The organism is Streptomyces sp. NPDC087422 (genome assembly GCF_044744145.1).
Taxonomy (GTDB): Bacteria; Actinomycetota; Actinomycetes; order Streptomycetales; family Streptomycetaceae; genus Actinacidiphila.
In genome coordinates this window covers 54493-76827 of record NZ_JBIUXT010000010.1, presented here as the reverse complement: position 1 = coordinate 76827, position 22335 = coordinate 54493, and the positions used below count along the sequence as shown (strand labels likewise).

At 71.6% G+C, this 22335-nt stretch carries 21 protein-coding genes; 4 read left to right on the top strand and 17 right to left on the bottom strand.

The features are described from left to right. Positions 1-6: 6 nt before the first annotated feature. From ccsB to hemL, 7 genes are all read right to left on the bottom strand, one after another. A complete protein-coding gene (gene ccsB, locus ACIO6U_RS27695) occupies positions 7-1128 on the bottom strand; it encodes a c-type cytochrome biogenesis protein CcsB (protein ID WP_355340528.1) in 1122 nt (373 codons plus the stop codon). Further along, positions 1125-3038, bottom strand: coding sequence for a cytochrome c biogenesis protein ResB (locus tag ACIO6U_RS27690; protein WP_401723232.1), 1914 nt, complete (start codon positions 3036-3038; stop codon positions 1125-1127). Before ACIO6U_RS27690 ends, ccsB begins: the two co-directional genes overlap by 4 nt. A gap of 3 nt (positions 3039-3041) precedes the next feature. Beyond that, positions 3042-3830, bottom strand: coding sequence for a cytochrome c biogenesis protein CcdA (locus tag ACIO6U_RS27685; RefSeq protein WP_355340534.1), 789 nt, complete (start codon positions 3828-3830; stop codon positions 3042-3044). A gap of 1 nt (position 3831) precedes the next feature. Beyond that, positions 3832-4440 carry a redoxin domain-containing protein gene (locus ACIO6U_RS27680; RefSeq protein WP_391051954.1) on the bottom strand — a complete coding sequence of 203 codons (609 nt, stop codon included), beginning with the start codon at positions 4438-4440 and terminating at the stop codon, positions 3832-3834. An 83-nt stretch (positions 4441-4523) separates the two neighbouring features. Further along, the gene (locus ACIO6U_RS27675) at positions 4524-5861 is read right to left on the bottom strand and encodes a hypothetical protein (protein WP_355340540.1); all 1338 of its coding nucleotides are present in this window, start codon (positions 5859-5861) and stop codon (positions 4524-4526) included. Positions 5862-6059: 198 nt separating this feature from the next. Continuing rightward, the gene (locus tag ACIO6U_RS27670) at positions 6060-6689 is read right to left on the bottom strand and encodes a histidine phosphatase family protein (protein ID WP_355340543.1); all 630 of its coding nucleotides are present in this window, start codon (positions 6687-6689) and stop codon (positions 6060-6062) included. Further along, a complete protein-coding gene (gene hemL, locus ACIO6U_RS27665; protein ID WP_355340546.1) occupies positions 6686-7993 on the bottom strand; it encodes a glutamate-1-semialdehyde 2,1-aminomutase in 1308 nt (435 codons plus the stop codon). Before hemL ends, ACIO6U_RS27670 begins: the two co-directional genes overlap by 4 nt. A gap of 106 nt (positions 7994-8099) precedes the next feature. On the opposite strand from hemL, the gene ACIO6U_RS27660 reads away from it, so the two are divergent. Next, positions 8100-8690 (top strand): hypothetical protein, encoded by a 591-nt coding sequence (locus ACIO6U_RS27660; protein WP_223186742.1) that lies wholly within the window; start codon positions 8100-8102, stop codon positions 8688-8690. A gap of 209 nt (positions 8691-8899) precedes the next feature. On the opposite strand, the gene ACIO6U_RS27655 is transcribed toward ACIO6U_RS27660, so the two are convergent. The 4 genes from ACIO6U_RS27655 to ACIO6U_RS27640 form a co-directional block, all read right to left on the bottom strand. Further along, positions 8900-9376, bottom strand: coding sequence for a cupin domain-containing protein (locus ACIO6U_RS27655; RefSeq protein ID WP_355340549.1), 477 nt, complete (start codon positions 9374-9376; stop codon positions 8900-8902). 190 nt (positions 9377-9566) lie between these two features. Further along, the gene (locus tag ACIO6U_RS27650) at positions 9567-9920 is read right to left on the bottom strand and encodes a DoxX family protein (RefSeq protein ID WP_355340552.1); all 354 of its coding nucleotides are present in this window, start codon (positions 9918-9920) and stop codon (positions 9567-9569) included. Between the two features lie 46 nt (positions 9921-9966). Further along, on the bottom strand, positions 9967-10503 hold the full coding sequence (locus ACIO6U_RS27645; RefSeq protein ID WP_391051965.1) for a hemerythrin domain-containing protein: 537 nt from the start codon (positions 10501-10503) through the stop codon (positions 9967-9969). Beyond that, the gene (locus ACIO6U_RS27640) at positions 10500-11435 is read right to left on the bottom strand and encodes an LLM class flavin-dependent oxidoreductase (protein WP_401723225.1); all 936 of its coding nucleotides are present in this window, start codon (positions 11433-11435) and stop codon (positions 10500-10502) included. Before ACIO6U_RS27640 ends, ACIO6U_RS27645 begins: the two co-directional genes overlap by 4 nt. Positions 11436-11577: 142 nt before the next feature. Here ACIO6U_RS27640 and ACIO6U_RS27635 point away from each other — a divergent pair, with 142 nt between their 5' ends. Continuing rightward, entirely contained in the window at positions 11578-12519 is a 942-nt protein-coding gene (locus ACIO6U_RS27635) for a LysR family transcriptional regulator (protein ID WP_401723222.1), read from the top strand. A 245-nt stretch (positions 12520-12764) separates the two neighbouring features. Here ACIO6U_RS27635 and ACIO6U_RS27630 read toward each other — a convergent pair whose 3' ends face one another. The 5 genes from ACIO6U_RS27630 to ACIO6U_RS27610 all read right to left on the bottom strand — a co-directional run bounded on the left by ACIO6U_RS27630 (position 12765) and on the right by ACIO6U_RS27610 (position 19114). Then, on the bottom strand, positions 12765-13799 hold the full coding sequence (locus tag ACIO6U_RS27630) for a methyltransferase (RefSeq protein ID WP_401723219.1): 1035 nt from the start codon (positions 13797-13799) through the stop codon (positions 12765-12767). Positions 13800-13869: 70 nt separating this feature from the next. Next, positions 13870-14829 (bottom strand): prephenate dehydratase, encoded by a 960-nt coding sequence (pheA, locus tag ACIO6U_RS27625; protein ID WP_401723217.1) that lies wholly within the window; start codon positions 14827-14829, stop codon positions 13870-13872. Positions 14830-14842: 13 nt separating this feature from the next. Next, positions 14843-15244 (bottom strand): nuclear transport factor 2 family protein, encoded by a 402-nt coding sequence (locus tag ACIO6U_RS27620; protein WP_355340569.1) that lies wholly within the window; start codon positions 15242-15244, stop codon positions 14843-14845. After that, positions 15231-16190, bottom strand: a complete 960-nt coding sequence (locus ACIO6U_RS27615) for an NAD-dependent epimerase/dehydratase family protein (RefSeq protein ID WP_401723214.1) — start codon at positions 16188-16190, stop codon at positions 15231-15233. The genes ACIO6U_RS27620 and ACIO6U_RS27615 overlap by 14 nt, the downstream gene beginning before the upstream one ends. Further along, a complete protein-coding gene (locus ACIO6U_RS27610; RefSeq protein ID WP_401723211.1) occupies positions 16187-19114 on the bottom strand; it encodes an alpha/beta fold hydrolase in 2928 nt (975 codons plus the stop codon). Before ACIO6U_RS27610 ends, ACIO6U_RS27615 begins: the two co-directional genes overlap by 4 nt. Before the next feature lie 655 nt (positions 19115-19769). Here ACIO6U_RS27610 and ACIO6U_RS27605 point away from each other — a divergent pair. Then, positions 19770-20540 (top strand): SDR family oxidoreductase, encoded by a 771-nt coding sequence (locus ACIO6U_RS27605; protein WP_355340578.1) that lies wholly within the window; start codon positions 19770-19772, stop codon positions 20538-20540. Next, the gene (locus tag ACIO6U_RS27600; RefSeq protein ID WP_355340581.1) at positions 20537-21391 is read left to right on the top strand and encodes a hypothetical protein; all 855 of its coding nucleotides are present in this window, start codon (positions 20537-20539) and stop codon (positions 21389-21391) included. Before ACIO6U_RS27605 ends, ACIO6U_RS27600 begins: the two co-directional genes overlap by 4 nt. Here the strand turns inward: ACIO6U_RS27600 and ACIO6U_RS27595 are convergent. After that, positions 21369-22310, bottom strand: a complete 942-nt coding sequence (locus tag ACIO6U_RS27595) for an EamA family transporter (protein ID WP_401723206.1) — start codon at positions 22308-22310, stop codon at positions 21369-21371. The genes ACIO6U_RS27600 and ACIO6U_RS27595 overlap by 23 nt on opposite strands. Positions 22311-22335: the final 25 nt, after the last annotated feature.

Below are 22335 nucleotides of genomic sequence, written 5' to 3'. Positions count from 1 at the left end.
GGGGAATCAGACCCCGGCGTACGAGTGCTTGCCGGTGACGAAGATGTTCACGCCGTAGTAGTTGAACAGGAAGCACGCGAAGGCGATCAGCGCCAGATACGCGGCCTTGCGGCCCTTCCACCCGGCGGTGGCGCGCGCGTGCAGGTAGCAGGCGTACGCGACCCAGGTGATGAACGCCCAGGTCTCCTTCGGGTCCCAGCCCCAGTAGCGGCCCCAGGCGGCCTGCGCCCAGATCGCGCCCGCGATGATGGTGAACGTCCACAGCGGGAAGACCAGCGCGTTCATGCGGTACGCGAACTTGTCGAGGCTCGCCGCCGCGGGCAGCCGGGACATGACGTCGGCCCAGCGGCTGTTCTGCGTGCGGTTGGCGGCCAGCGCCGTCTCGTAGCGGTCGCGGAACAGGTAGAGCAGCGTGCCGACCGCGGCGAGGTAGAAGATCGCGCCGGAGATGATCGCGCACGACACGTGGATCCACAGCCAGTACGAGTGCAGCGCGGGCACCAGCTGGTCGCTGGAGGTGTAGAGCACCGACAGGGCCAGGCCCAGGTCGAGCAGGACCGTCGTGGTGAGGAACAGACCGATCCAGCGGACGTTCTTCTTCAGCACGAGCAGCAGCAGGTACGCGCCGACGGCGACCATGCCGAAGGTGGTGGAGAACTCGTACATGTTGCCCCACGGGGGGCGCTGTACGGAGATGGCGCGGAAGAGGACGCCGCCGAAGTGCAGCAGCCAGGCGAGGGCGGTGAAGGCCACCGCGATCCGCCCGTAGAGGTCGCCCTTCTCGTCGTCGCCCGCGGCGCCGGGGCCGTCGGCGATGCCGCGGTCGCTGGCGGAGGCGCGGGTGATGACCTTGGGGACGATGCTCGGGCGCGGGCGCTCCAGGGTGGTGGTGGCGCCGCCGCGCTGGGCGACCTTGACGGTGACCGCGGGGGCCGCCGCCTTGGCCGCCTCGGCCTCGCGCGTCTCCGCGGCGAGGGCCGCGGACTGCACCGCGACCTTGCTGCGGCTGCCGAAGACCCACTCCGCGAGGTGCGCGAGGAAGGCCAGCGCGTACACGAACATCGCCGAGCGGATCAGGTAGTTGCTGTAGTTCGCGAAGTTCTCGTTGACCGCGGACGCGATATTCACGCGCGGGCTCCTTCGTCGTCTGTCCGGGGGGTTGACTCTACGGGGACCGGATTGTCCGGTTGGCCGGTGCCCTCGCCGGGGCTCTCGACCGTGTTCTCAGCGTTCGCTGCGTTATCGGCGTTATCGGCGTTATCGGCCTTCCTGGCCGTCTCGGCGTTCCCGGCGGAACTCCCGACCGGGTCCTCGTCCTCGTCCTCGTCCGGGAGGGCCGGGGCCTCCGGCTGGAGCTGGAGCGCGATGTCGCCGATCTCCTCGGCGATCCGCACCGACTCGCTGCGGCCGAGGCCGCCCATCTCGACCACGGTGGTGCCGTCGGGGCCGGGCACGGCGCGCACCCAGATCCTGCGGCGCTGGATGAACAGCGAGCCCATCAGGCCGAGGATCGCGGCGACACCGCTGATCAGCGCGGTCTCGTTGCCCGACTGGTGGGAGACCTGGAAACTGGCCCAGGTCTTGACCCCGGTGAAGGTGAGGCTGCCCGCACCGTCCGGCAGGGTGATGGCCTCGCCGGGCTTGAGCGCGACGGCGTTGATGCCGGGCGTCGAGGTCTCCAGCTTGAACTGCTTCATCTTCGTCGTGTCGAGCTGGTAGACGTTCTTGGAGACGCCCCCGTCGATGCCGAGGTCGCCGTGGTAGGCGTTGAGGAACAGCAGCGGGCTCTCCAGGCCGGGGAAGAACGAGCGCGGGCCCTGGCCCGCGTCACCGGTCGGGGTGAAGTAGCCGGTGAAGGCGAGCTGCTGCGGCTTGCCGTCCTTGCCGACCGCGTCGGGCACCTTGATCGTGCCGGTGGACGTGATGTTGCTGTCCTGCGGCAGGAACGGCACCGGGCCCCGGAAGGCCACATTGCCCTTGGCGTCCTTGACGGTGACGATCGGCGCGTAGCCGTGGCCGATCAGATAGACCTTCTCGCCGCCGATGCTCAGCGGGTGGTTGGTGTCGATCGTGCCCTTGACGGGCTTGCCGTCGGCGCCGTCCCAGTAGTGGATGTTGGCCTTGAACACCCGCGGGCTGCCGATGTCGGGCCCGCTGGTCTCGTACGCGGAGTCGAAGCTGTCGAGCTTGAAGCCGAACGGCTTGAGGTCGTCCGCGGTGTAGAGGGTGGACGGCGAGAAGTCGTCGTACTGCGTGAGGTTGTTGGTGAAGCCGTCGCCCTCGACGATCAGCTTGCCGCCCTCGGCCTTGTTCAGCGAGGTGACGGCGAAGGAGATCAGCAGGCCGAAGAGCGCGATGTGGAAGAGCAGATTGCCGGTCTCGCGCAGGTAGCCCTTCTCCGCGGCGACCGAACCGCCGCCGCCCTTGCCGTCCTTGCCGGTGCCGTCGCTCAGCGCGGTACGGAACCGGCGTCCGCGCAGCGCCTTGTGCGCGGCGTGCAGCACCTGCTCGGGCTCGGCGTCGGTGCGCCAGGTCGAGTACGCGGGCAGCCGCGTGAGGTGGCGCGGCGCGGCCGGCGGCCTGGCCCGGAGCTGGCCGACGAACTGCCAGGTGCGCGGGACGATGCAGCCCGCGAGGGAGACGAACAGCAGGATGTAGATCGCCGCGAACCACGGCGAGCTGTAGACGTGGAACATCCCGAGCCGGTCGTACAGCGGGCTGATGCCGGGGTGGGTCTTCTTGAACGCCTCGACCTTGAGCGCGTCGGAGTGCTGCGGGATCAGCGAGCCGGGGATGGCGGCCAGCGACAGCAGGAAGAGCAAGACCAGGGCGATCCGCATCGAGGTGAGCTGCCGCCACATCCAGCGCAGCAGGGCGAGGGTGCCGATCGCGGGCGCGCTGCGCAGGGTGTCGACGGGCTGGGTGCTGAGCTGCGCGCCCGCGGCGCCCAGCCCGTCGCGCTCCTGGGGCGCTTCGCCGCCCGTGCCCTTGTCGTTGCCCTCGCGCGGCTCGCGCTCGGTTTTCTCCGTGACGCTCATGGGTCAGACCCCTGGGGTGAAGCTGCTCGACCAGATCTGCATCTGGTAGGTGATGTGGTCCCAGACGCCGGTGACGAGGAGGACGCCGACCGCGACGAGCATCGCGCCGCCGGCGCGCATCACCCACACGTAGTGGCGTTTGACCCACGCGAACGCGCCGAGCGTACGACGGAAAGCTATGGCGGCCACGATGAACGGCACACCGAGGCCCGCGCAGTAGAACGCCATCAGCAGCGCCCCGCGGCCCGCGCTGGCGTCGTTGAAGGCCAGCGCGTTGACGGCGCCGAGGGTGGGGCCGACGCAGGGCGCCCAGCCGAGGCCGAAGAGCAGACCGAGCACCGGCGCCCCGGCCAGGCCCAGCGCGGGCCGGTAGTGGAAGCGGAATTCGCGCTGGGTCAGGCCGCCGACGATGCCCATGAAGGCCAGGCCGAGGACGATGGTGAGGCCGCCGAAGATCTTGGAGAGGATCTGCCGGTGCACGAGCAGTTGCGCGCCGAAGTTGCCGAACAGGGCGCCGCCGGAGACGAACAGGGCGCTGAAGCCGAGCACGAACAGCGACGAGCCCAGCAGCATCCGGCCCCGCTTGGCCTCGGCGAGGTCGGTGCCGGTGACGCCGGTCACGTACGACAGATAGCCGGGGACCAGCGGCAGGACGCAGGGCGAGAAGAAGGAGATCAGCCCGGCGAACATGGCGATCGGGATGGCGGCCAGCAGCGCCCCGGTGAGCACCGTCTGGTTGGGGTCGGTCGCGGCGCTCAGGGTGACGACCGCGGCGGCGGCGCTTGCCTGCACGTCACTTCTCCGCGATGAGCGGGTCGATGATCCGGTGCAGGTCCTCGACGCTGAGCGGCTTCAGCGCGCGGACGGCGAGCTTGCCCTGCCGGTCGATGACGAGGGTGGCGGGCAGGCTCTGCGGGTTGAGGCTGCCCTTGGGGAAGCGCAGGATCAGCGAGCCGTAGGGGTCGTACAGGCTGGGGTACGGGATCTCGAAGCGCTTGTCGAAGCGTTCGGCGTTGGAGACGTCCAGGTCCCGGGTGTTGATGCCGAGGAACTGCACGCCCTTGTCCTTGTCGGCGTTGGCGACCTCGGCGAGGTTCGGCGCCTCCGCGCGGCAGGGCGCGCACCACGAGCCCCAGATGTTGACGACGACGACCTTGCCCTTGTACGCGGCCAGGCTGTCCGTGCCGCCGGTAACCGTCTTGCCCGAGATGTCGGGGGCGGGTTTGCGGTCGGCGGCCTTGAGGACGTTGATCTCGCCGGTGCCGCCCATGAAGTTGGTGTTGTCGGTCCCCGAGGTCGAGGTCGACGAGCAGGCGGCCGTCGTCATCGCGAGCGCGGCGGCCCCGACGAGTGCCGCGGCACTGCGGGGAAAGCGGCGTCGGAGGGCGCGCGTAGGACTCATGTGAAAAGTTTCGCATGGGCCTTCGCGCGATCTTCCACGCCCCCGACGCCAACCCCAAAAACGGCAATTGCCCCAAGTAAGGATCAGGTAGTCGCGGTTCCGGCGCCGACCGGCGCCTTGCCCGAGCTGCTGGTCCCGCCGCTGCTCACGGCGGGGGCGGCGAGGAATTCCCGCCAGCCGCCGGCGGGCGACTGCCCGACCTCCAGCGTCCTGAGCTTGTCCAGGACGGCCGGGTCCTGCGCGTCCAGCCAGTCCACGTACTGCCGGAAGGACACCATGCGGATGTCGCCGTTGTTCGCCTTGTCGCGGGCCGCGGCGACGTGCTTGAACGCTTCTTCAACGGCGTCCATGTAGATCCCGCCGTTCCACTGCTCGAAGTGGTTGCCGATGTAGAACGGCGCGCGGTTGGTCGAGTACGCCCGCTCGAAGCCCGCGATGTACGAGGCGGTGGCCTGCCGGCGCCAGCCCGGGTAGTTGGCCGGGTCGGACTTGGTGGCCGCGTGCGACTGGTTGGCGAGCATGTTGTAGTCCATGGACAGCACCTCGAAGGAGTGTCCGGGGAAGGGGATGAGCTGGAGCGGCAGGTCCCACAGGCCGCCGCGCTTGGAGGGCCACACCTGGTTGCCGCCCGGCGAGCTGGCGTCGTACCGCCAGCCGAGCGCCTTCGCGGTCGGCAGCAGATTGTCCTGGCCGAGCAGGCACGGGGTCCGGCCGCCGACCAGCTCCTTCTCGTAGTCGAAGGGCAGCGGGTCCTGGTCGTGCCAGCCCGTGCTGGTCTTCCAGCTCTTCACGAACGACTTGGCCTGGTCGATCTCGCTCTTCCAGTCGGTCGACGTCCAGCGGCCGACGGTGCCGCTGCCGCCGCAGAAGTGACCGTTGAAGTGCGTGCCGATCTCGTGGCCGTCCAGCCACGCCTGCCGGATGTTGTCCAGCGTCATCCGGACGTGCTGGTCGGTGAGGTAGCCGATGTCCGAGGCGCCCTGCCGGTTGTTCGGCGGCGCGTACTGGAGCTTCTTGCCCTCCGGCAGCAGGTAGAGCCCGGACAGGAAGAAGGTCATGGACGCGCCGTGGTTCTCGGCGAGCTTGCGGAAGCGGGGGAAGAGGCCGTTGCCGACCTCGCCCGCGCCGTCCCAGGAGAAGATCACGAACTGCGGCGGCGCCTGGCCGGGCTCCAGCCGCTCGGGCCTGGGCTGGTTGGGCTGCGTCCCGGTGTACGCCGTCGATCCGTCGCCGATGAGGGTCACGGTCTTCTTCGGGGCCTGGCGGCCGCTCGCCCCCGACTTCTCGCCGGTCTTGCTCGCCACCGGCGTCGCTCCGCCGCCGCTCACCCCCTTCCCCGTGCCGCAGCCGGCGACGCCGAGCCCGGCCGCCGCCGCCCCAGCGCTAGTGGTCAACAGGGTCCTGCGGCTCATGGCGCACATCGTGGAACGGTCCCGTCTCTCGGCTTCTCCGGCCTGACGGCCGAGTGGGCAGAAAAGTGGTCACCCACCATGACGTTCACAAGTTCCTCGCGGTTACGCGGCATGCGGCAAAACTTGCCGAGGTTCCCTCGGGTGGCTCCGGTTCTTCACTCGCCCAGTGGACGGGTCCGCCCCGGCCGGGGCGCGGGGCGGCGAGTCCTAGAGAAGCCGGGCGGGGACCAGGTCCCGCGCGGGCTCGCTGTAGCCGACGGAGACGATGCGGTCGCCGTCGTAGGTGAAGGAGGTCAGGGACGCCAGCGTGCACTGACGGCGGCGCGGGTCGTGCCACAGGCGGCGCCGCTCGGCGTAGCTGCGGGCGATCCAGATGGGGAGCTGGTGGGAGACGCAGACGGCCTCGTGCCCACGGGCGGCGTCGCGGGCGGCGGCCAGCGCGGCCGTCATCCGGACGACCTGGTCGACGTACGGCTCGCCCCAGCTCGGCCGGAAGGGATTGGTGAGGTACTTCCAGTTCGCGGGCTTGCGCAGCGCCCCGTCGCCGACGCCGAAGGTCTTCCCCGCGAAGACGTTCGCCGCCTCGATCAGCCGCTCGTCGGTGCCGACCTCCAGCTCGTGGGCGGCGGCGATGGGCGCGGCGGTCTCCTGGGCGCGCTCCAGCGGGGAGGCCACGACGTAGGTGATGTCGCGCGAGGCCAGGTGCTCGGCGACCCGGTCGGCCATCTTGCGGCCCAGCTCGGACAGGTGGAAGCCGGGGGCGCGCCCGTACAGGATGCCGTCGGGGTTGTGCACCTCGCCGTGCCGCATCACGTGGACAACGGTCATCTCGCTCATGCGTGGGCCTCCGCGGCGGCGCGTGCGGCGGCGGGCAGCGCGGCGGCGATCCGCTCCACGGCCCGCTCGTCGTGGGTGGTCGACACGAACCAGGACTCGAAGGCGGAGGGCGGCAGATAGACGCCCTGCGCCAGCATCGAGTGGAAGAAGCCGGTGAAGCGGAATGCCTCCTGCTTCTTCGCGTCCTCGAAGTCACGGACCTCGTCGTCCGTGAAGAAGACGGAGAACATGCTGCCCGCGGTCTGCACGCGGTGCGCGACCCCCTCCTTGCTCAGCGCGGCACTGACCAGCTCCCGGATCTCGACCGACACCGCGTCGACGCGCGCGTACGCGGCCTCGTCGAGCAGCCTGAGCTGCGCGAGGCCCGCGGCGGTCGCGACCGGGTTCCCGGAGAGCGTGCCCGCCTGGTAGACGGGGCCCGCGGGCGCGAGGCGGCTCATCACGTCGGCCCGGCCGCCGAAGGCCGCGGCGGGGAAACCGCCGCCCATGACCTTGCCGAAGGTCATCAGGTCGGGGCGCACCCCGTCGAGCCCGTACCAGCCGGAGCGGCTGACGCGGAAGCCGGTCATCACCTCGTCGGAGATGTAGAGCGCGCCGTCGTCGGCGCAGAGCTGCTTGAGTCCGGCGTTGAAGCCGGGCAGCGGCGGGACGACGCCCATGTTGCCGGGCGACGCCTCGGTGATCACGCAGGCGATCTCGCCGGGGTGCGCGGCGAAGGCGGCGCGTACGGCGTCCAGGTCGTTGTACGGCAGCACGATGGTGTCCCCGGCCTGCGCGCCGGTCACCCCGGGGGTGTCGGGCAGGCCGAAGGTGGCCACGCCCGATCCCGCGGCTGCCAGCAGCGCGTCCACATGGCCGTGGTAGCAGCCCGCGAATTTGACGATCTTCGCCCGGCCGGTGAAGCCGCGCGCGAGCCGGATCGCCGACATCGTGGCCTCGGTGCCGGACGACACCAGCCGTACCTGCTCCAGCGGTTCGACCCGCGCGACCATCTCCTCGCCGAGCGCGACCTCGCCCTCACCGGGTGTGCCGAAGGACGTACCGCGCGTGACCGCGGCCTGGACGGCGGCGATCACCTCGGGGTGCGCGTGGCCGAGAATCATCGGTCCCCACGAGCAGACGAGGTCGACGTACTCGCGGCCGTCGGCGTCGGTGAGATAGGGGCCCGTGCCGGACACCATGAACCGGGGCGTGCCGCCCACGGCGCGGAACGCCCGCACCGGGGAGTTCACACCGCCTGGTGTCACGGCCGCCGCGCGGTCGAAGAGTTCCTGGGACACTGGTGCTTCGTACGGATAGCTCACACGCACATGCTCTCAAATGCCTGGCGTTGCGCGGCAACGTCTCAACCCTGCATCTGAGACGATGATCGGGTTGCGTGGTTGGGTCTGCGGATGGTCGGGTAGTGGAATGCAGCAGCGCGGTGGCGGACCGGGTGAAGGACCGGGCGAGCACGAGCCCGAACGCGCCCGTCCCACCGGCAGGCGACGCCGTCCCGCGAACCCCGCCGACCGTGTACCGGAAAACCGTTCAACCGCGAGCGAGGGCAGGAGCAGGGGTGGCCGAGTGGGGGTGACCTACAAGTATTTCGGTGCGCCCGACGGCGCCACCGCCGCACGCGTCCCGATCTCCATGCGCCCCGAGGAACTCGGCGGCGACGAACTCGGCCACGGCATGTACACCAAGGTCAAGCCGGAGACGATGGCCGCGATGGTCCTCACCGGCATCGAGGGCATACCCCCCGCCAAGGTCCCGCCGCTCGAACTGGTGGTGCTGCACCCGGACTACGCGGTGGTACGGCTGCCGCACTCGGTCGTCGAGCCGCTGCGCACCGCCAACGAGGAATCGCTGGGCGCCGCCGCCTTCATATGGTCCACCGTGCCGGACCGACGCGGTCCGAGAGACGCGTTCGTGATCTACCAGATGCTCCATGAATGGCAGGATTTCGCCCGCCGCTGCGAGGAGTCCGGTCACCAGCTCTACTGTCTCGTCTGGCCCTGACCGGCCGCCCCTTCCTCTCGCGTCTTCCTCGTTCTTCCCCGCCTTCGCGGACCTACGCCGCACACTCGCGCCCGACTCCGCGCCACCGCGCGCCTTCTCCGGGCCGCCCGGATTGCGCGTTTCCGGCCAACTGGTGACTGGCGGATCACCGCAACGGCTTGCATGCGCCAAATACCCCCCGCAATACGGGATATCGCACCCTCAAGCGCTCAATTTCCCGCGCGCGCCGCCGACTCCTCGTACAGCTCGATGTCGGCCAGGCCCGAGCCGGGCGTCACCAGACAGCTCACGAGAACCTCGTGCTTCTGCGCGGGCTCGGCGCACTGCCAGGTGCCCGCGGGGACGAGCATCTGGAGATGGGTGACGGGATAGTCATGTCCCGGTCCCAGCAAGGTCGTTGAAGCCTCCGCCGAGCCGTTCTCCACCGGGGCCCCGCCGGTGCCGCCCTGGCGCAGCCGGAGCTGGCCGCCGCGCCGCCACAGCCACAGCTCGTCCGAGCTCACCCGGTGCCAGGACGACCGCTCCCCCGGGCTGAGCAGGTAGTGGATCAGTACGGCGGTCGGCCGGACACCGTCGAGACCCGGCACGGGCACCTCGACCGGTGAGGTGTAGACCCGGCCGTACCAGCCGCCTCCGGGATGGGGCTCAAGGCTCAGTTCATGCGCGGTACGCGGACGTAGACCCATATGACACCTCCTGCGCCACTACGGCTGCGCCCGCGGAGGCGGACGCCGTACCGTCGCGGCGACCGTACCCCGCGGGGGCGGCGGCACCGTAATCAGGCCGTCTTCAGCGTCTTGATCACGCCGTGTTCGGTCACGCCGTGTTCGGTCACGCCGTCTCGGGTCACGCCGTGTTCGGTCACGCCGTCTCGGGTCACGCCGTCTTGAGGCGGAGGATCAGGGTGATCACCGACAGCACCGCGAGGAAGGCGGGGAAGGCGGCGACCTGTGCCGGGTCGTGGACCTTGAGGTGGGTGCCGGTGGCGCCGATCAGCAGCAGGACGGCGCCGGCCGCGGCGGCGACGCCGAGCGGGGCCCAGGCCAGACCGATCAACAGGCCACCGCAGGCGGCGATTTCGAGCAGGCCGATGGCGCGGGAGAGGGACAGGGACAGGCCCAGGTGCTCCGCGGTCTCGGCGGCCTTCGGGTGGTTGATCACCTTGAAGGTGCCGAGCGCGGCGAAGACCAGCGCCAGGACGAGGGACAGCACGACGGTGACGGCGAACATCGGGGCTCCGGGGTGAGGGGAAGGCTTACGGGGACGCGTACGGCCGTCAGATCCAGCTCGACAGCCGGCCGAGCTGGGGGATGATGTGCGCTTCCTCGAGGTCCAGGTGGGCCGCGAGGTGGTCGGCGAGCGCCTGCACGGCGTCCTGCGCGGTGGCCCAGTCGGCGTCGGGCAGCGCGCCGACCGACGTGATCATCGCGTCGAGCAGCGAGCCGAGCGCCAGGTGGTCCGCGGTGAGCCTGTCGACCACCGGGCGCAGCTCGGGGGCGATGCGCAGCACGGCGGGGAAGATCCGGAAGTCCTCGATGGAGTGGTGCGCGTGCACCGTCTGGCAGTACATGTCGCAGAACGACTTGAGCTGCCAGGCGGCCTGACGCAGCGTCAAGTCGTCCATCCGGGCGTGGACTTCGCCGAGCGCGGCCGGATCCTTCGCGGCGAGCAGCCGCAGGGCCTGGCCGAGCGAGTCCAGGTCGCGGCGCAGGGCGGCGTGCGCGCCGAGCAGCGTACTGACCATGGCGCGGCCCGCGGGCGTGGTGGCCGTACCGCCGCCGCCGCCCGTACCCGGGGTCTGGGGCGTGCTCATCGGTTCGCGCCTTCCTTGCTCACCGCTTCGCGGACCGCCGGGACGACCTCGGCGTGGAAGGTCTCGATCTGCCGGGCGTGGTCGGCCATCGGGGTCAGGACGAAGGCGCTGACGCCGCCGTCGAGGACCAGTTCGGTGAGCCGTTCCGTCCACGCGGCGCTGCCCTCGTTGAAGGGCGCGCCGCCGTTTCCGTCGATCCGGCCGATGATGTTGTAGAGCCGCCGGACGTCGGACGGGGCGCGGCCCGCGGCCGAAGCGGCCTCGTCCATGCGGTGGTTGAGCGCGATGACCGCGGCCGGGTCGAGGTAGGGGAAGCTCGGCAGCCAGCCGTCGCCGAGGCGCGCGGTGACCTCCAGCATCCGGGGCCGGTACGCGCCGAGCCAGATGCCGATCGGGTGCGCGGGCGCGGGTCCGGGGACGACGCCCTCCAGCCGGTAGTGCTCGCCCTCGTACGCGGCGGGGGTGTCCCCGGCCGCCCACACCCGGCGGATGACCGCGACGGCCTCCTCCAGGGCGTCGATGGCGACCTTGGGCGAGCGGCGCGGGCCGCCCATGCCGCCTCCGCCGTGGTCGGCCGCGGCTCCGGCGCCGAGGCCGAGTTCCACCCGGCCGCCGCTGATCAGGTCGAGCGAGGCGGCGGCCTTGGCGAGCATGGCCGGCGGGCGCAGCGGGAGATTCGCCACGTCGGGGAAGAGCCGGATGCGCTCGGTGCGGGCGGCGAGCACGGACAGCAGCGTCCACGCCTCCAGGGCGGCGCCCATGTAGGGGTGGTCCATGAGGCCGAGTAATTCGAAGCCGCGGCGGTCGGCGAGTTCGGCGAGCCGGATCAGCTCGTCGATCCGGGCGGCCTCCGGGTTCAGCGCGATGCCGAACTCCAGCGGATGGACGCGCTCGGCGGTCGTCGGGGCGGGTGCGGTCACGGGCTCGGACATGAGTGGTCTCTCCGGGGGTTCGGCGTGAAGTCGTTGTCATTAAAGCCGTCGGCCGCGGGCCCCCGCTGTACCGTTGGCGTGACGGTAATTGACGCTGGGCGTCAGGAAAACTGACGGTGCCACGGGGCGGGGGGACTGCGGCGTGCTGGACGTACGGAAACTGCTGCTGCTGCGCGAGGTGGAGGCCCGGGGCTCGATCGCCGGGGCCGCGCAGGCGCTCAACTACACGCGGTCGGCGGTCTCCCAGCACCTGTCGGCGCTCGAAGCGGAGACCGGGGTGCCGCTGCTCGACCGGACGAACGGCAAGGCGACGCTGACCGCCGTCGGCCGGTTGCTGGTCAGGCACGGCGAGGACATCCTGTCCCAACTGGAGACCGCTGAATCGGAGTTGCTGGAATTCAGCGGACAGGTCTACGGCGACCTGCGGGTCGGGATGCCCTTCCACGAGGGCCCGGCGCTGCTCGTGCCGGTGCTGGCCGGGCTGCGGCGCGACCATCCCAACCTCCGGATCACCCTGCACGACGTCCGCAGGAGCGAGGCCCGGCAGGCCGTGCGGCTCAATCAGCTCGATCTGGTCGTCGCCTCCCGCTACGACCAGATCCCCGAGCCGGACGTGCCGGGGCTGACCGAGGAGCCGGTCGCGGGCGACCGCATCCGGCTCGCGGTGCCGCCGGGCCACCCGCTCGCGGAACAGGGCGGGGCCGGGAAGCCTCTGCCGCTGGCCGACTTCGCCCGTGACCCCTGGATCTACGACGAGGGCTCGGCGCTCGGCCGGCTGACCCTGCACGCCTGCCACGGCGCCGGGTTCGCCCCGGACGCCGTGGCCGAGACCGACGACATGCAGGCCGTCCTCGGCCTGGTCTCCCACGGCTGGGGCGTCGCCCTCGTCCCCGACCTGGTCCCCGACCGCCCCGGCTTCCCCGTCGTCCGCGTCACCCCCGCCGCCCTCACCCTCACCCGCCACGTCACCCTCGTGGCCCGCACCGGCACGATCGCCTGCCCCTCGATCTCGGCCGTGCTCACTGCCGTGAGGTCCCTGGTCAACACCCGCCCCCCGGCCCCCTCAGCCCCCACCCCCCACTGACCGCCGCCCCGGCCGACGAGACCGAGCCCGGCACCTCGACGCCCCCCCCGCAGGCCGCACGTGCCCGGCCCGGTCAGCCGTCCGCCCCGAGTCCGGCCAGGCCAGGGCGGCCATCGAGGCCGGCGCCTCAGCGCGCCCGCGCGGGCGGAGCGGCCCGCAGGGGCCCGCTGAGGCCGGTCGCGGGCCGCGCGCGGCGCGGGGGCCGATGTGGCTGCGGGTCGGACGGCGCACGCCCGGCCGGAGGGCTATTTGCGGCCGGTTACCAGGGCGACAGGGCCGTCGAGGGGTTGGGCGGAGCAGGAGGTGAAGCCGGTTTCCTCCAGCCAGCGGACGCAGTCGGCGCCGGTGTAGTCGAAGCCGCCGGGGCTTTCGAGGAGCATGTGGAGGCTGGTGAGGAGGCCGAAGGCGTTGACGCGGCGGTCGTCGTCGATCATCGACTCGTAGACGACGACGGAGCCGCCGTCCGGCAGGGCCTCGTACGCCTTCTTCAGGAGCATCCGCTTGGTGTCGAGGTCCCAGTCGTGCAGGACGCGGCCGAAGACGACGACGTCGGCGGTGGGCAGGGCGTCGGTGAGGAAGCTGCCGGGCTCGAACCGGAGCCGGTCGCCGAGCCCGGCGCGCCGTACCGTCTCGTGGAAGGTGGGCGCGACGGCCGGGAGGTCGAAACCGGTGCCGCGCAGGTGCGGGTGCGCGGTCAGTACGGTGTTGAGCAGGATGCCCTCGGAGCAGCCGATGTCGACGACGCTCGTGACGTCCGCCCAGGCGAAGGCGGCGGCCAGCGCCTGCGAGGCGGCGAGCGAACCGCCGGTCATCGCCTTCTGGAAGCGGCTGGTCAACTCCGGGTCGGCGTACAGGACATCGAAGGGATTGCCGTCCGCTCCCCCGACGTTGTTCTGCGGCTCACCGGTCCGCAGCGCCTCGGTCAAGTGCCCCCAGGACTGGTACCACTGCTCCTGCGCCATCTCCAACAGGCCCCCGATGTACGTGTCCTGGGCGCGGTCGAGGAAGGCCGCCGTGTCGGGCGTGTTCGCGTACACCCCGTCCGTCCGCTCCAGCAGGCCGAGCGCGACCTGGCTGTCGAAGAAGTCGCGGGCGCCGCGCGGGTGCAGACCGAGGCGGGCGGCGAGCGCGGACGCGTCGGCCGGGCCGTGGGCGGCGAGGTCCGAGTACACCCCCAGCTCCACGGCGGTCAGCAGCACCTTGGACTGCCAGAATCCGAGGCCGAGTTGGACCAGTCGGTCCTGGGGGTTGCCGACGGGCGGGCGGGACGCAGTGCTCACGGCGTGTCCTTCCTGGGGTGGGGTACGGGGCGCGGGCGGGTGGGTCACAGGGCCACAGGGGTCACAGGGGTCACAGCACGACGGCGGGGAAGGGCGGTGACGGCAGCGGCACCCGGCGCCTGAAGGCCGTGGCAGCCGTAACGGCGGTGGCGCGAGCCCCCGCGCGCGGATAGCTCCCGAGGAAGCTGGCCCGCGCCCCGACGTCGGAGAGCGCGGCGACGGCGTGGCGGACCCGCTGGTCGTCGATGTGGCCCTCGACGTCCACGAAGAAGCGGTAATCGCCCAGGCGCAGCCCGGTCGGCCACGCCTGGACCCACGCGAGGCTGACGCGTCCCGCCGTGAAGACGGACAGGATTCCGGGCAGCGCGGCCGGTGTGCCGTCGCCTGCCGACACCAGCAGGGAGGTACGGTCCCGGCCGGTGCGGGCGGGCGGCACCCCGGCGCGGCGGACCATGACGAAGCGGGTCACGGCGTTCTCGCGCTCGCCGATGTCGGTGGCGAGCACGCGCAGCCCGTACCGCTCGGCGACGGCGGGCGCCGCGACGGCCGCGTCGCGCGGGTCGCCGGACCCGGCCAGGTCGCGGGCGGCGCCCGCCGTCGAACCGGCCGCCTCCGTCACGGCGTTCGGGAGCCTCAGGCCGAGCCAGCGCCCGCACTGGGCGAGCGCGTGCGGGTGGCTGCGGACCCGCTCGACGCCGTCGAGAGTGGCGCCGGGCAGGCCCAACAGCGCGAAGCTGACGCGCAGTTCGGTCTCGCCGACGATGTGCAGGTCGTCGGTGGCGGCGAAGCCGTCGAGGGTGGCGGGGACCACGCCCTTCAGGGAGTTCTCCACCGGCACCATCGCGGCGGCGCAGTGGCCGCGCCGTACGGCCTCCAGGGCGTCGGCGACGGTCGGGTACGGCTCGCACACCGGCACCGGCACCGGCCCCGACCCCGACCCCGGTCCCGGTCCCGGCACCCGCGTGCCGAGCGCGGAGCGCAGCGCCGCCTCCGTGAAGGTGCCCTCGGGCCCCAGATAGGCGTACCTCATGAGGGCCGCTCCCTCAGCTCTCGATGAGGCGGTGGAAGAGGACGGTGTCGAAGATGTCCTCCATGGCGGTGGCCCGGCCGTCGCGCATCGTCCAGGAGTGGACGAACTGGAGGGTCTCGGTGTGCCCGGTCAGCGAGGTGACCTGCCGGATGCCGAAGACCACGATCCGGTCGCCGGACTCGATGAACTCCAGCGGCTCCAGGCGCATTCCGCCCAGCACGGTGGGGACGTGGGCGAGGAACTCCTTCACGCCCGCGTGCCCCTTCTTCGTACCGCCGAGCCCGTAGGTGTCCATCCCGTCCGGGTGCACCCAGTCGACGTCCGGGTGCAGGATCGCGAGCAGCCCTTCGACGTCGCGTTCCGCGAAGGCGCGGTAAGCGGCCCGGACCGCCTCGGAGTTGCTACGCCCGGACACCGGCGCCCACCTCCCCGGCGCTGTGCTCGCGCAGGTGCCCGGGGTACATCGCGGCCAGGGTGCGGCGGATGCCGTCGCGCCAGCCGACCTCGCAGGGGCCGGTCAGCTCGCGGCGCAGCGCCGGGTCGAACTGGTAGGTCTCGCGGGTGACTTCGGACGGTACGAGCGTGGCGGTGACCCCGGTCAGCTCCTCCAGGTACCGCACGCAGTCGGTGATGCCGACCGCCTCGTCGCCGCCCCAGTTGACGAGCGTGGTGGGGACGGCGGCGGCCTCCCACAGGCGCGGGACCTGGCGTACGAGGTCGTCGGTGTAGAGGAGCGAGCACCAGTTCTGGCCCTCGACCGGCACGGGGATCGGCTCGCCGGCCAGCATCCGCTTGAAGTAGAGCATCGGGACGCCGCCGTAACCGCCGGGCCCGTAGGCGATGTTGAGCCGCGCGATGGTGGTCGGCAGGCCGAGCACCTGGCCGAAGGCGCGGACGGTGCCCTCGGCGGCGATCTTCCCTACCGGGTACGCGGGCAGCCAGTCGGCCTTGCCGTCCACGGGGTCGGTCTCGGTGTAGCGGTGGTCGAGGGTCTGGCGGGCGTAGAGCGCGCCGGTGGACACGTACAGGAAGGCGTCGGCGCTGCGGCAGTGGGTCATCAGCCGCCCGGCGGCGATGGAGTTGACGGCGACGGCCGCGTCGAAGTCGCCGTCCTCGCCGCGCCGGACGGCGGAGTGGACGACGTGGGTGAAGTCGTCGGGGAGGCCCTTGAGGGTGTCGGGGCCGAGGTCGTCCATGTCCCAGCGGAAGGTGGTGATGCCGCTCGCGGTGAGTTCGGCGGCGACGCCGGGGGTCCCGAAGCGGCCGAGACACCAGACGTCGTTGTCGGCGGCGAGCGCTTCGGCGACGGGCCTGGCGACCTGCCCCGTGCCGCCGGTGACCAGGATCTTCTTGCCCTTCACGCTGTCACGTCCCCGGTGTCGGTGTCGGTGTCGGTGTCGGTTTCCACGTCCGCGTCTGCGTCTGCGTCTGCGTCCGCGCCTGCGTCCGCGTCTGCGTCTGCGTCACCCATGGCGCGGTCCAACTCCCGGCGCAGGATGGCCTGGAAGGCGGCGACGTGCTGCGGGCCCATCAGCGTGTAGTGCTCGCCCGGTACGTCGATGTAGTCGTTGGGCCCGGTGGTGTAGTCGTCCCAGCGGCGCAGTTCGTTCTCCAGCCAGTCCTGCTTGGTGCCGCGCAGCGGGACGGCGTAGAAGACCTTCATCGAGCGGACGGTGCCGCTCGGCTGGTAACCGCGGCCCAGGTCCGTGAGGCCGTCGGCGAGTTCGGCCCAGGCGGCGAACTTCTCGGCCGTCAGGTCGAGTTCGGCGAGCCGGTCGGCGGGGGCGATGTCGATGAAGTGCTGGAGCTGCCGTTCGCGGGGCAGCCCGCGCAGGGTGCCGGGGATCTCCAGCGACTGCTTCTTGTTGATCAGGGCCAGGAAGAAGGCGAGGTTGGCGGCGGTCTCGACGAAGTCCAGTTCCTCCATGCGGTACTTGATGTGCGGCGGGAGGTTGAAGCTGCCGACGAAGTCGACGCGTTCGCCCTGCGCCTCAAGGACCTTGGCGATCTCGAAGGCGACCGCGCCGCCGTAGGAGTAGCCCGCGACCGCGTACGGCCCGTGCGGCTGCTTGGCGCGGATCGCGTCCACGTAGGCGGCGACCATCTCCGCGAAGGTGGCGAAGGGCTTCTCGCCGCGGTTGAAGCCGCGGGCGCGCAGCGCGTAGAAGGGCCGGTCGGCCACGAAGTACTTGGCGAGGTTGACGAAGACGAGGACTTCGCCGACGCCGGGGTGCACGCAGAACAGCGGGGTCTTGCCGCCGCTGAGCTGCATGGGGACGATCGGGTCGTACGGCCGCTCGCCGGTCGTGGTGTCCCCGGCGGCGAGGTCGGCGGTGATCCTGGCGGCCAGGTCGCGGACGGTGGGGGCGGTCAGCACGGTGATGATCTGGAGGTCGGCGACGCCGAGGCGCCGGGCGACACTGAGCCGCAGCCGCAGGATGTCGAGCGAGGTGCCGCCGAGGTCGAAGAAGCTGGCGGTGGCGCTGATCCGGTCGGCGGTGGTGTCGAACATCTCGGCGTAGATCGCGGCCAGTTGCCACTCGGTCTCGCCCTCGGGCGCGGTGTAGCCGCCGAGTTGACGCGAGGTCAGTTCCTGTACGGCCGCGGTGGCGGTGGCGAAGTCGCCGTTCTCCAGGCGCTTGCGCAGCAGGGAGCGCTGGATCTTGCCGAGGCTGGTCTTGGGGAAGGCGCTCTCGGGCAGCGGCAGCAGCAGCGCGGGGCGGAAGCCCCAGTGCATGACGACGGTGGAGCGGACGGCGGTGAGCAGCCGGAAGAGTCCGGCTTCGTCGGCCGCGGGGATCTCGGGGTGGAAGGCGACGACGAGCTGTTCGGTGTCGGCGCCGGGCACGCGGGTGGGGAAGGCGGCGACGAACGAGCGGGCGACGCCGTCCAGTTGCTCCAGGGCGGTCTCGATGTCGTGGCTGTAGTAGTTGACGCCGTTGACGATGACGCTGTCCTTGCTGCGGCCCACCAGGGTGAGCCGTCCGCTGTCGATCCGGCCGAGGTCGCCGCTGCGGAACCAGCCGTCGGGGGTGAACGCGTCGGCGGTGGCCTGGCCGTTGTTGTAGTAGCCGCCGGTGATCATCGGCCCGCGGAGCTGGAGTTCACCGACCTGCCCCTCCGCCAGCGGCCGGTGGGTCTCCTCGTCCGCCACCCGGATGGCCAGGCCCTCCACGGGCAGCCCGAGGTTGGCGAACTCCTGCCCGGCGTCCAGCTCGGGGAAGCCGGTGGAGTAGACGCTGCCCGCGCACGTCTCGGTCATCCCGAAGGCGGGCCACAGCGCGAAGGACGACAGGCCGTACGGGGCCAGCTCGTCGAGAAAGGTACGGCCGGTGGCGCATACGATGGCCTCGCCGCCGCTGATGATGTGGCGCAGGCGGGACAGGTCGAGCGGTTCGCCGCCGCTCGCGCCCTCGGTGACCGAGGACGCCCCGCTCACGGCCGCGTTGACCAGGCCCAGCAGGAAGTTGGGCGTGAAGGTCATGGTGACCCGGTGGCGGGAGAGCAGCCGCAGGAAGTCCAGCGGCTCCTTGAGCACCACCTGCGGCTCGACGTGGAGTTGGAGCGCCCCCGCGTACAGCGGCAGCAGGTGGCACTCCAGCAGCGCCGCGACATGGTCGAAGGACACCCAGTTCAGCGAGGTGTCGGCGGGGGTGAGGCGGTGGAAGCCGTTCTTGCCCGCCATCGACGCCAGCAGGTTGGCGTGGGTGAGCATCACGGCCTTGGAGTTGCCGGTCGAGCCCGAGGTCAGCACCAGCAGCGCCAGCTCACCGGGCTCCGCGTCGTACAGCTCTACGGCGGGCTCGTGCCCGCGCAGCCCTTCCAGCGGTACGGCCGACAGGCCCGGCACGCGCGGGAGTTCGGCGGCCAGCGCCTCGTCGGCGATCAGCAGCGGCTTGTCGAGCAACTGGTCGACGTGCGCCAGTTGGGCCGCCCAGCGCTCCGGGTCGCCGCGCAGCGGCACCAGCGGGCAGGGCACGAGGCCGCCCAGCAGGCAGGCCCAGAAGACAGTGAGGAATTCGTGCGGGCGCTCCACCAGCAGCGCGACCTTGTCGCCCGCGCGCAGCCCGTGTGCGCGCAGTCCGGTGAGCGACCGGCGCGCGTCGTCCACTAATTGCGGGTAGGTCTGGAGCCGGGTGGATTCACCGGCCATTCCGTGACAGTAGCGGATGCCCGAGTCCTGGTGCTTTTCCGCGGCGCGCAGCAGCAGGTGCGCGATATTGCGGACGTTCTCGTCGGCGGCGGGATTTTCCGAAGCCTCGCGTAATCGCGGCGCATTGGACATGACTGTGCCGGGTCCTTTCGTCGCACTGTCCGGTTCACCGAGGGAGTCCGTGTCAGCAAGCAAGCCTCTGAGCAGCGCAGTTGACCGGCGAAGGCATGACGCCGACACCGTACCGATGTAGCACAGGGGTAACGAAGGAGGTACCTCAGGCAAACTGCCGGAAACACTCGACATTGAGAGAACCGGCCAGCGCGGATTATTTCCGGAAACGCTGGGTGAGGTCGATGGTTGAACTTTAGGAGGTCGCTCACCGCGCATTCAAGGCGGCCAGGACGACATGGCTCAAAGCAGCCTGACGCGACTGCCGCGAAGCATGAATTCCGCAGTTGGCGGCGCTCCACGTGAGATGAGCCACAACGCGGCGGCGCTGGCCGAAAACACGTGACGTACCCGCCCGACCGCACAGCGCCACCCGCCGACCCCCCGCACCCCCGGCGGCCCCCACCCACCTCGATCCGCCCCACCCCGATCCGACCCGCCGCGATCCGACTCTGCCCGGCGCGTACCGCCGCCGACCCGCGCCGCCCGGTACCGGACAACCGGCCGCTTATGCTGCTGCTGCCCAGGGAAAACACCCAGCAGGGCTCTGGCCACAGCAGAGCCCGGGGCCCCGGAGCAGAACCGAGCAGGCACCGTCCGTGGAAGGCAGCACCACATGAGCCCCCGTACCGCAGTGGTCACCGGCGCGAGCAGCGGCATCGGAGCCGCCACCGCGCGCAAGCTCGCCGAGGCGGGCTTCCATGTCGTGCTCACCGCGCGCCGCGCGGACCGGCTGGAAGCGCTGGCCAAGGAACTGACGGAGCAGGGGAGTTCGGCGTCCGTGTACGGGCTGGACGTCACCGACCGGGCGGCCGTGGACGCGTTCGCGGCGGGTCTGGACCAGTACCCGCCGGTGCACGTCCTGGTGAACAACGCGGGCGGCGCCGTCGGCACCGAGCCGGTGGCCACCGCGGACCCGGCCGACTGGCGGGCGATGTTCGAGGTCAACGTGCTGGGCGTGCTCAACGTGACGCAGGCGCTGCTGCCCGCGCTGACCGCCTCCGGCGACGGCACCGTCGTCGTGCTGTCCTCGACCGCGGGCCTGGCCACGTACGAGGGCGGCGGCGGTTACGTGGCCGCCAAGCACGGCGCGCACGTGATCGCCGAGACGCTGCGCCTGGAACTGAACGGCAAGCCGGTGCGCGTCATCGAGATCGCGCCCGGCATGGTGCGTACCGACGAGTTCGCCCTGACCCGCTTCCGCGGTGACGCCGACCGCGCCGCCGCCGTCTACGCGGGCGTCGCCGAGCCGCTGACCGCCGACGACGTGGCCGACACCGTCTCCTGGGCGGTGACCCGGCCCGCGCACGTGAACGTCGACCTCCTGGTGCTGCGCCCGCGCGCGCAGGCCAGCAACTACAAGGTGCACCGCGAGGAGCCGCAGTGATATCCGAGCCGGAGCTGACGGGCGGCGGACCCCACGAGCGCGGCGAGCCGGACTACGGGGTGCTCGGCACGCCCGACGCCGCCGATACGGCCGACGGTCCCGGCGCCTCGGGCCGCACGGCCGACCTCGTCGTGGACTTCGAGGGCGGCCCGCCCCCGCCTCCGGCCGCCGCCTCCCGCGTACGACCGCCGTGGGTGTGGGTGCTCGGCGCGGCCGTCGTCACCTCCGCGCTGTGGGCGGGCGGCCTGTTCGTGTACGACCGGGGCCACAGCGACCTGCCGGACCTGCACGGTTACCACATCGCCGACAGCCCCTGCGAGGGCCCGACCCTCCAGCCGCTGACCGCCGCCGTCCGGGCCAACAGCCCGGGGAAGCTCTCGGTGGAGACGCCCGAGACGTCGTCGCCCGCGATGCAGCACCTCGGCCCCGCCCTCGACCAGGTCGCCTGCGACTTCTCCACCCAGGCGCCGTACGCGCGGGGCGCCACGATGTCCTACATCGTCGCCGTCGCCGTCGACCTGCACAAAAAGACCGATCCCCGCGTCGAGTTCGAGGACCAGGTGCGGATGATGACCGGCAGCCTCCAGGCCGCGAGCGAGGTCTCGTCGGTGCCGGGACTCGGCGACCAGGCGTACTTCCTCACGCGCAGCGACGAGGGCCAGGAGCTGAAGATCCTGCACGGCGGCGCGGTCATCTCGCTCACCCTCAACGCCTACAGCGACGTCAACGTCTCCGAGGACACCATCAACGGCCTCGACGGGGGCGGCTATCCGCTCTCCCCCGACCTCGTCCAGTACCAGCCCGCGCTGATCGAGACGGCGCGGAACATCATGGGCGTGCTCCGGAAGTAGCCGCGGGCCGCGTGTCGCCCTCATGACGTTGCCTGCGGGCACGGCGTACGCGGCGCGCGAGCCGTACCGCCCGCGCCGTCACCGGCTGCCCGATCAGGACACCGGCCAGGACGAGCGCCAGGCCGCCCCACTGCTGCGCGCCCAGCGTCTCGGCCGCGACCAGCGTCCCGAGCAGGACGCCGGTGACCGGGTTGAGCAGGCCGATCAGCCCGACCCCGGCCGCCGTGAGGTGCCGCAGCCCGGTGAACCAGGCGGCGAAGGCGACGGCCGTACCGACCGTGGTGACGTAGCCGAAGCCCAGCAGCGCGCGGCCGTCCAGGGCGGGCGGCGCGCCCTCGGCCGCGGCGGCGACCGGCAGCAGGACGAGCGCGCCCGCGACGAGCTGCCAGGCCGTGGAGGACAGGACGTCCACGGCGCCGCCCCAGCGCTTGGCCAGGATGTAGCCGATCGAGGACATCGTCATGGCGGCGACGGAGGCGAGCAGGCCGAGCGGGTCGATGCCGTCCGAGCCGTCGAGCACCATCAGGCACACGCCCGCGATGCCGACGCAGGCGCCGAGCAGCGGCAGCGCGCGCGGGCGCTCGGACAGCAGCGGCCAGGCGAGCAGCGTCATCACGACGGGCGAGGTGGCCATGACGGTGGACGCGACGCTGGTCGGCAGGAGCTGCGCGGCGACGTACACGAGCGCGAAGAACGCGCCCATGTTGAGCGTGCCGAGCACCAGCGACTTCCACCACCACGCGCCGCGCGGCGCCCGCCTGCGGACCGCCAGCAGGAGCAGCCCGGCGGGCAGGGCGCGCAGCACCGCGCCGTACAGCGGGTAGTCGGCGGGCAGTGCCTCGCGGGTGACGTAGTACGTCGTGCCCCAGGCGACCGGGGCGACGGCGGTGACGAGGGACCACCGCACATTAGCTTCCATGGAAGCTAATGTAGCTTCCTCGGAA

Excerpts from the sequence above, each read along its gene's own strand:
- ACIO6U_RS27690 (WP_401723232.1), bottom strand. The coding sequence starts at position 3,038 with ATGAGCGTCACGGAGAAAACCGAGCGCGAGCCGCGCGAGGGCAACGAC.
- ACIO6U_RS27680 (WP_391051954.1), bottom strand. The coding sequence starts at position 4,440 with ATGAGTCCTACGCGCGCCCTCCGACGCCGCTTTCCCCGCAGTGCCGCG.
- ACIO6U_RS27675 (WP_355340540.1), bottom strand. The coding sequence starts at position 5,861 with ATGTGCGCCATGAGCCGCAGGACCCTGTTGACCACTAGCGCTGGGGCG.
- ACIO6U_RS27670 (WP_355340543.1), bottom strand. The coding sequence starts at position 6,689 with ATGAGCGAGATGACCGTTGTCCACGTGATGCGGCACGGCGAGGTGCAC.
- ACIO6U_RS27660 (WP_223186742.1), top strand. The coding sequence starts at position 8,100 with ATGCAGCAGCGCGGTGGCGGACCGGGTGAAGGACCGGGCGAGCACGAG.
- ACIO6U_RS27655 (WP_355340549.1), bottom strand. The coding sequence starts at position 9,376 with ATGGGTCTACGTCCGCGTACCGCGCATGAACTGAGCCTTGAGCCCCAT.
- ACIO6U_RS27650 (WP_355340552.1), bottom strand. The coding sequence starts at position 9,920 with ATGTTCGCCGTCACCGTCGTGCTGTCCCTCGTCCTGGCGCTGGTCTTC.
- ACIO6U_RS27645 (WP_391051965.1), bottom strand. The coding sequence starts at position 10,503 with ATGAGCACGCCCCAGACCCCGGGTACGGGCGGCGGCGGCGGTACGGCC.
- ACIO6U_RS27640 (WP_401723225.1), bottom strand. The coding sequence starts at position 11,435 with ATGTCCGAGCCCGTGACCGCACCCGCCCCGACGACCGCCGAGCGCGTC.
- pheA (WP_401723217.1), bottom strand. The coding sequence starts at position 14,829 with ATGAGGTACGCCTATCTGGGGCCCGAGGGCACCTTCACGGAGGCGGCG.
- ACIO6U_RS27610 (WP_401723211.1), bottom strand. The coding sequence starts at position 19,114 with ATGTCCAATGCGCCGCGATTACGCGAGGCTTCGGAAAATCCCGCCGCC.
- ACIO6U_RS27605 (WP_355340578.1), top strand. The coding sequence starts at position 19,770 with ATGAGCCCCCGTACCGCAGTGGTCACCGGCGCGAGCAGCGGCATCGGA.
- ACIO6U_RS27595 (WP_401723206.1), bottom strand. The coding sequence starts at position 22,310 with ATGGAAGCTAATGTGCGGTGGTCCCTCGTCACCGCCGTCGCCCCGGTC.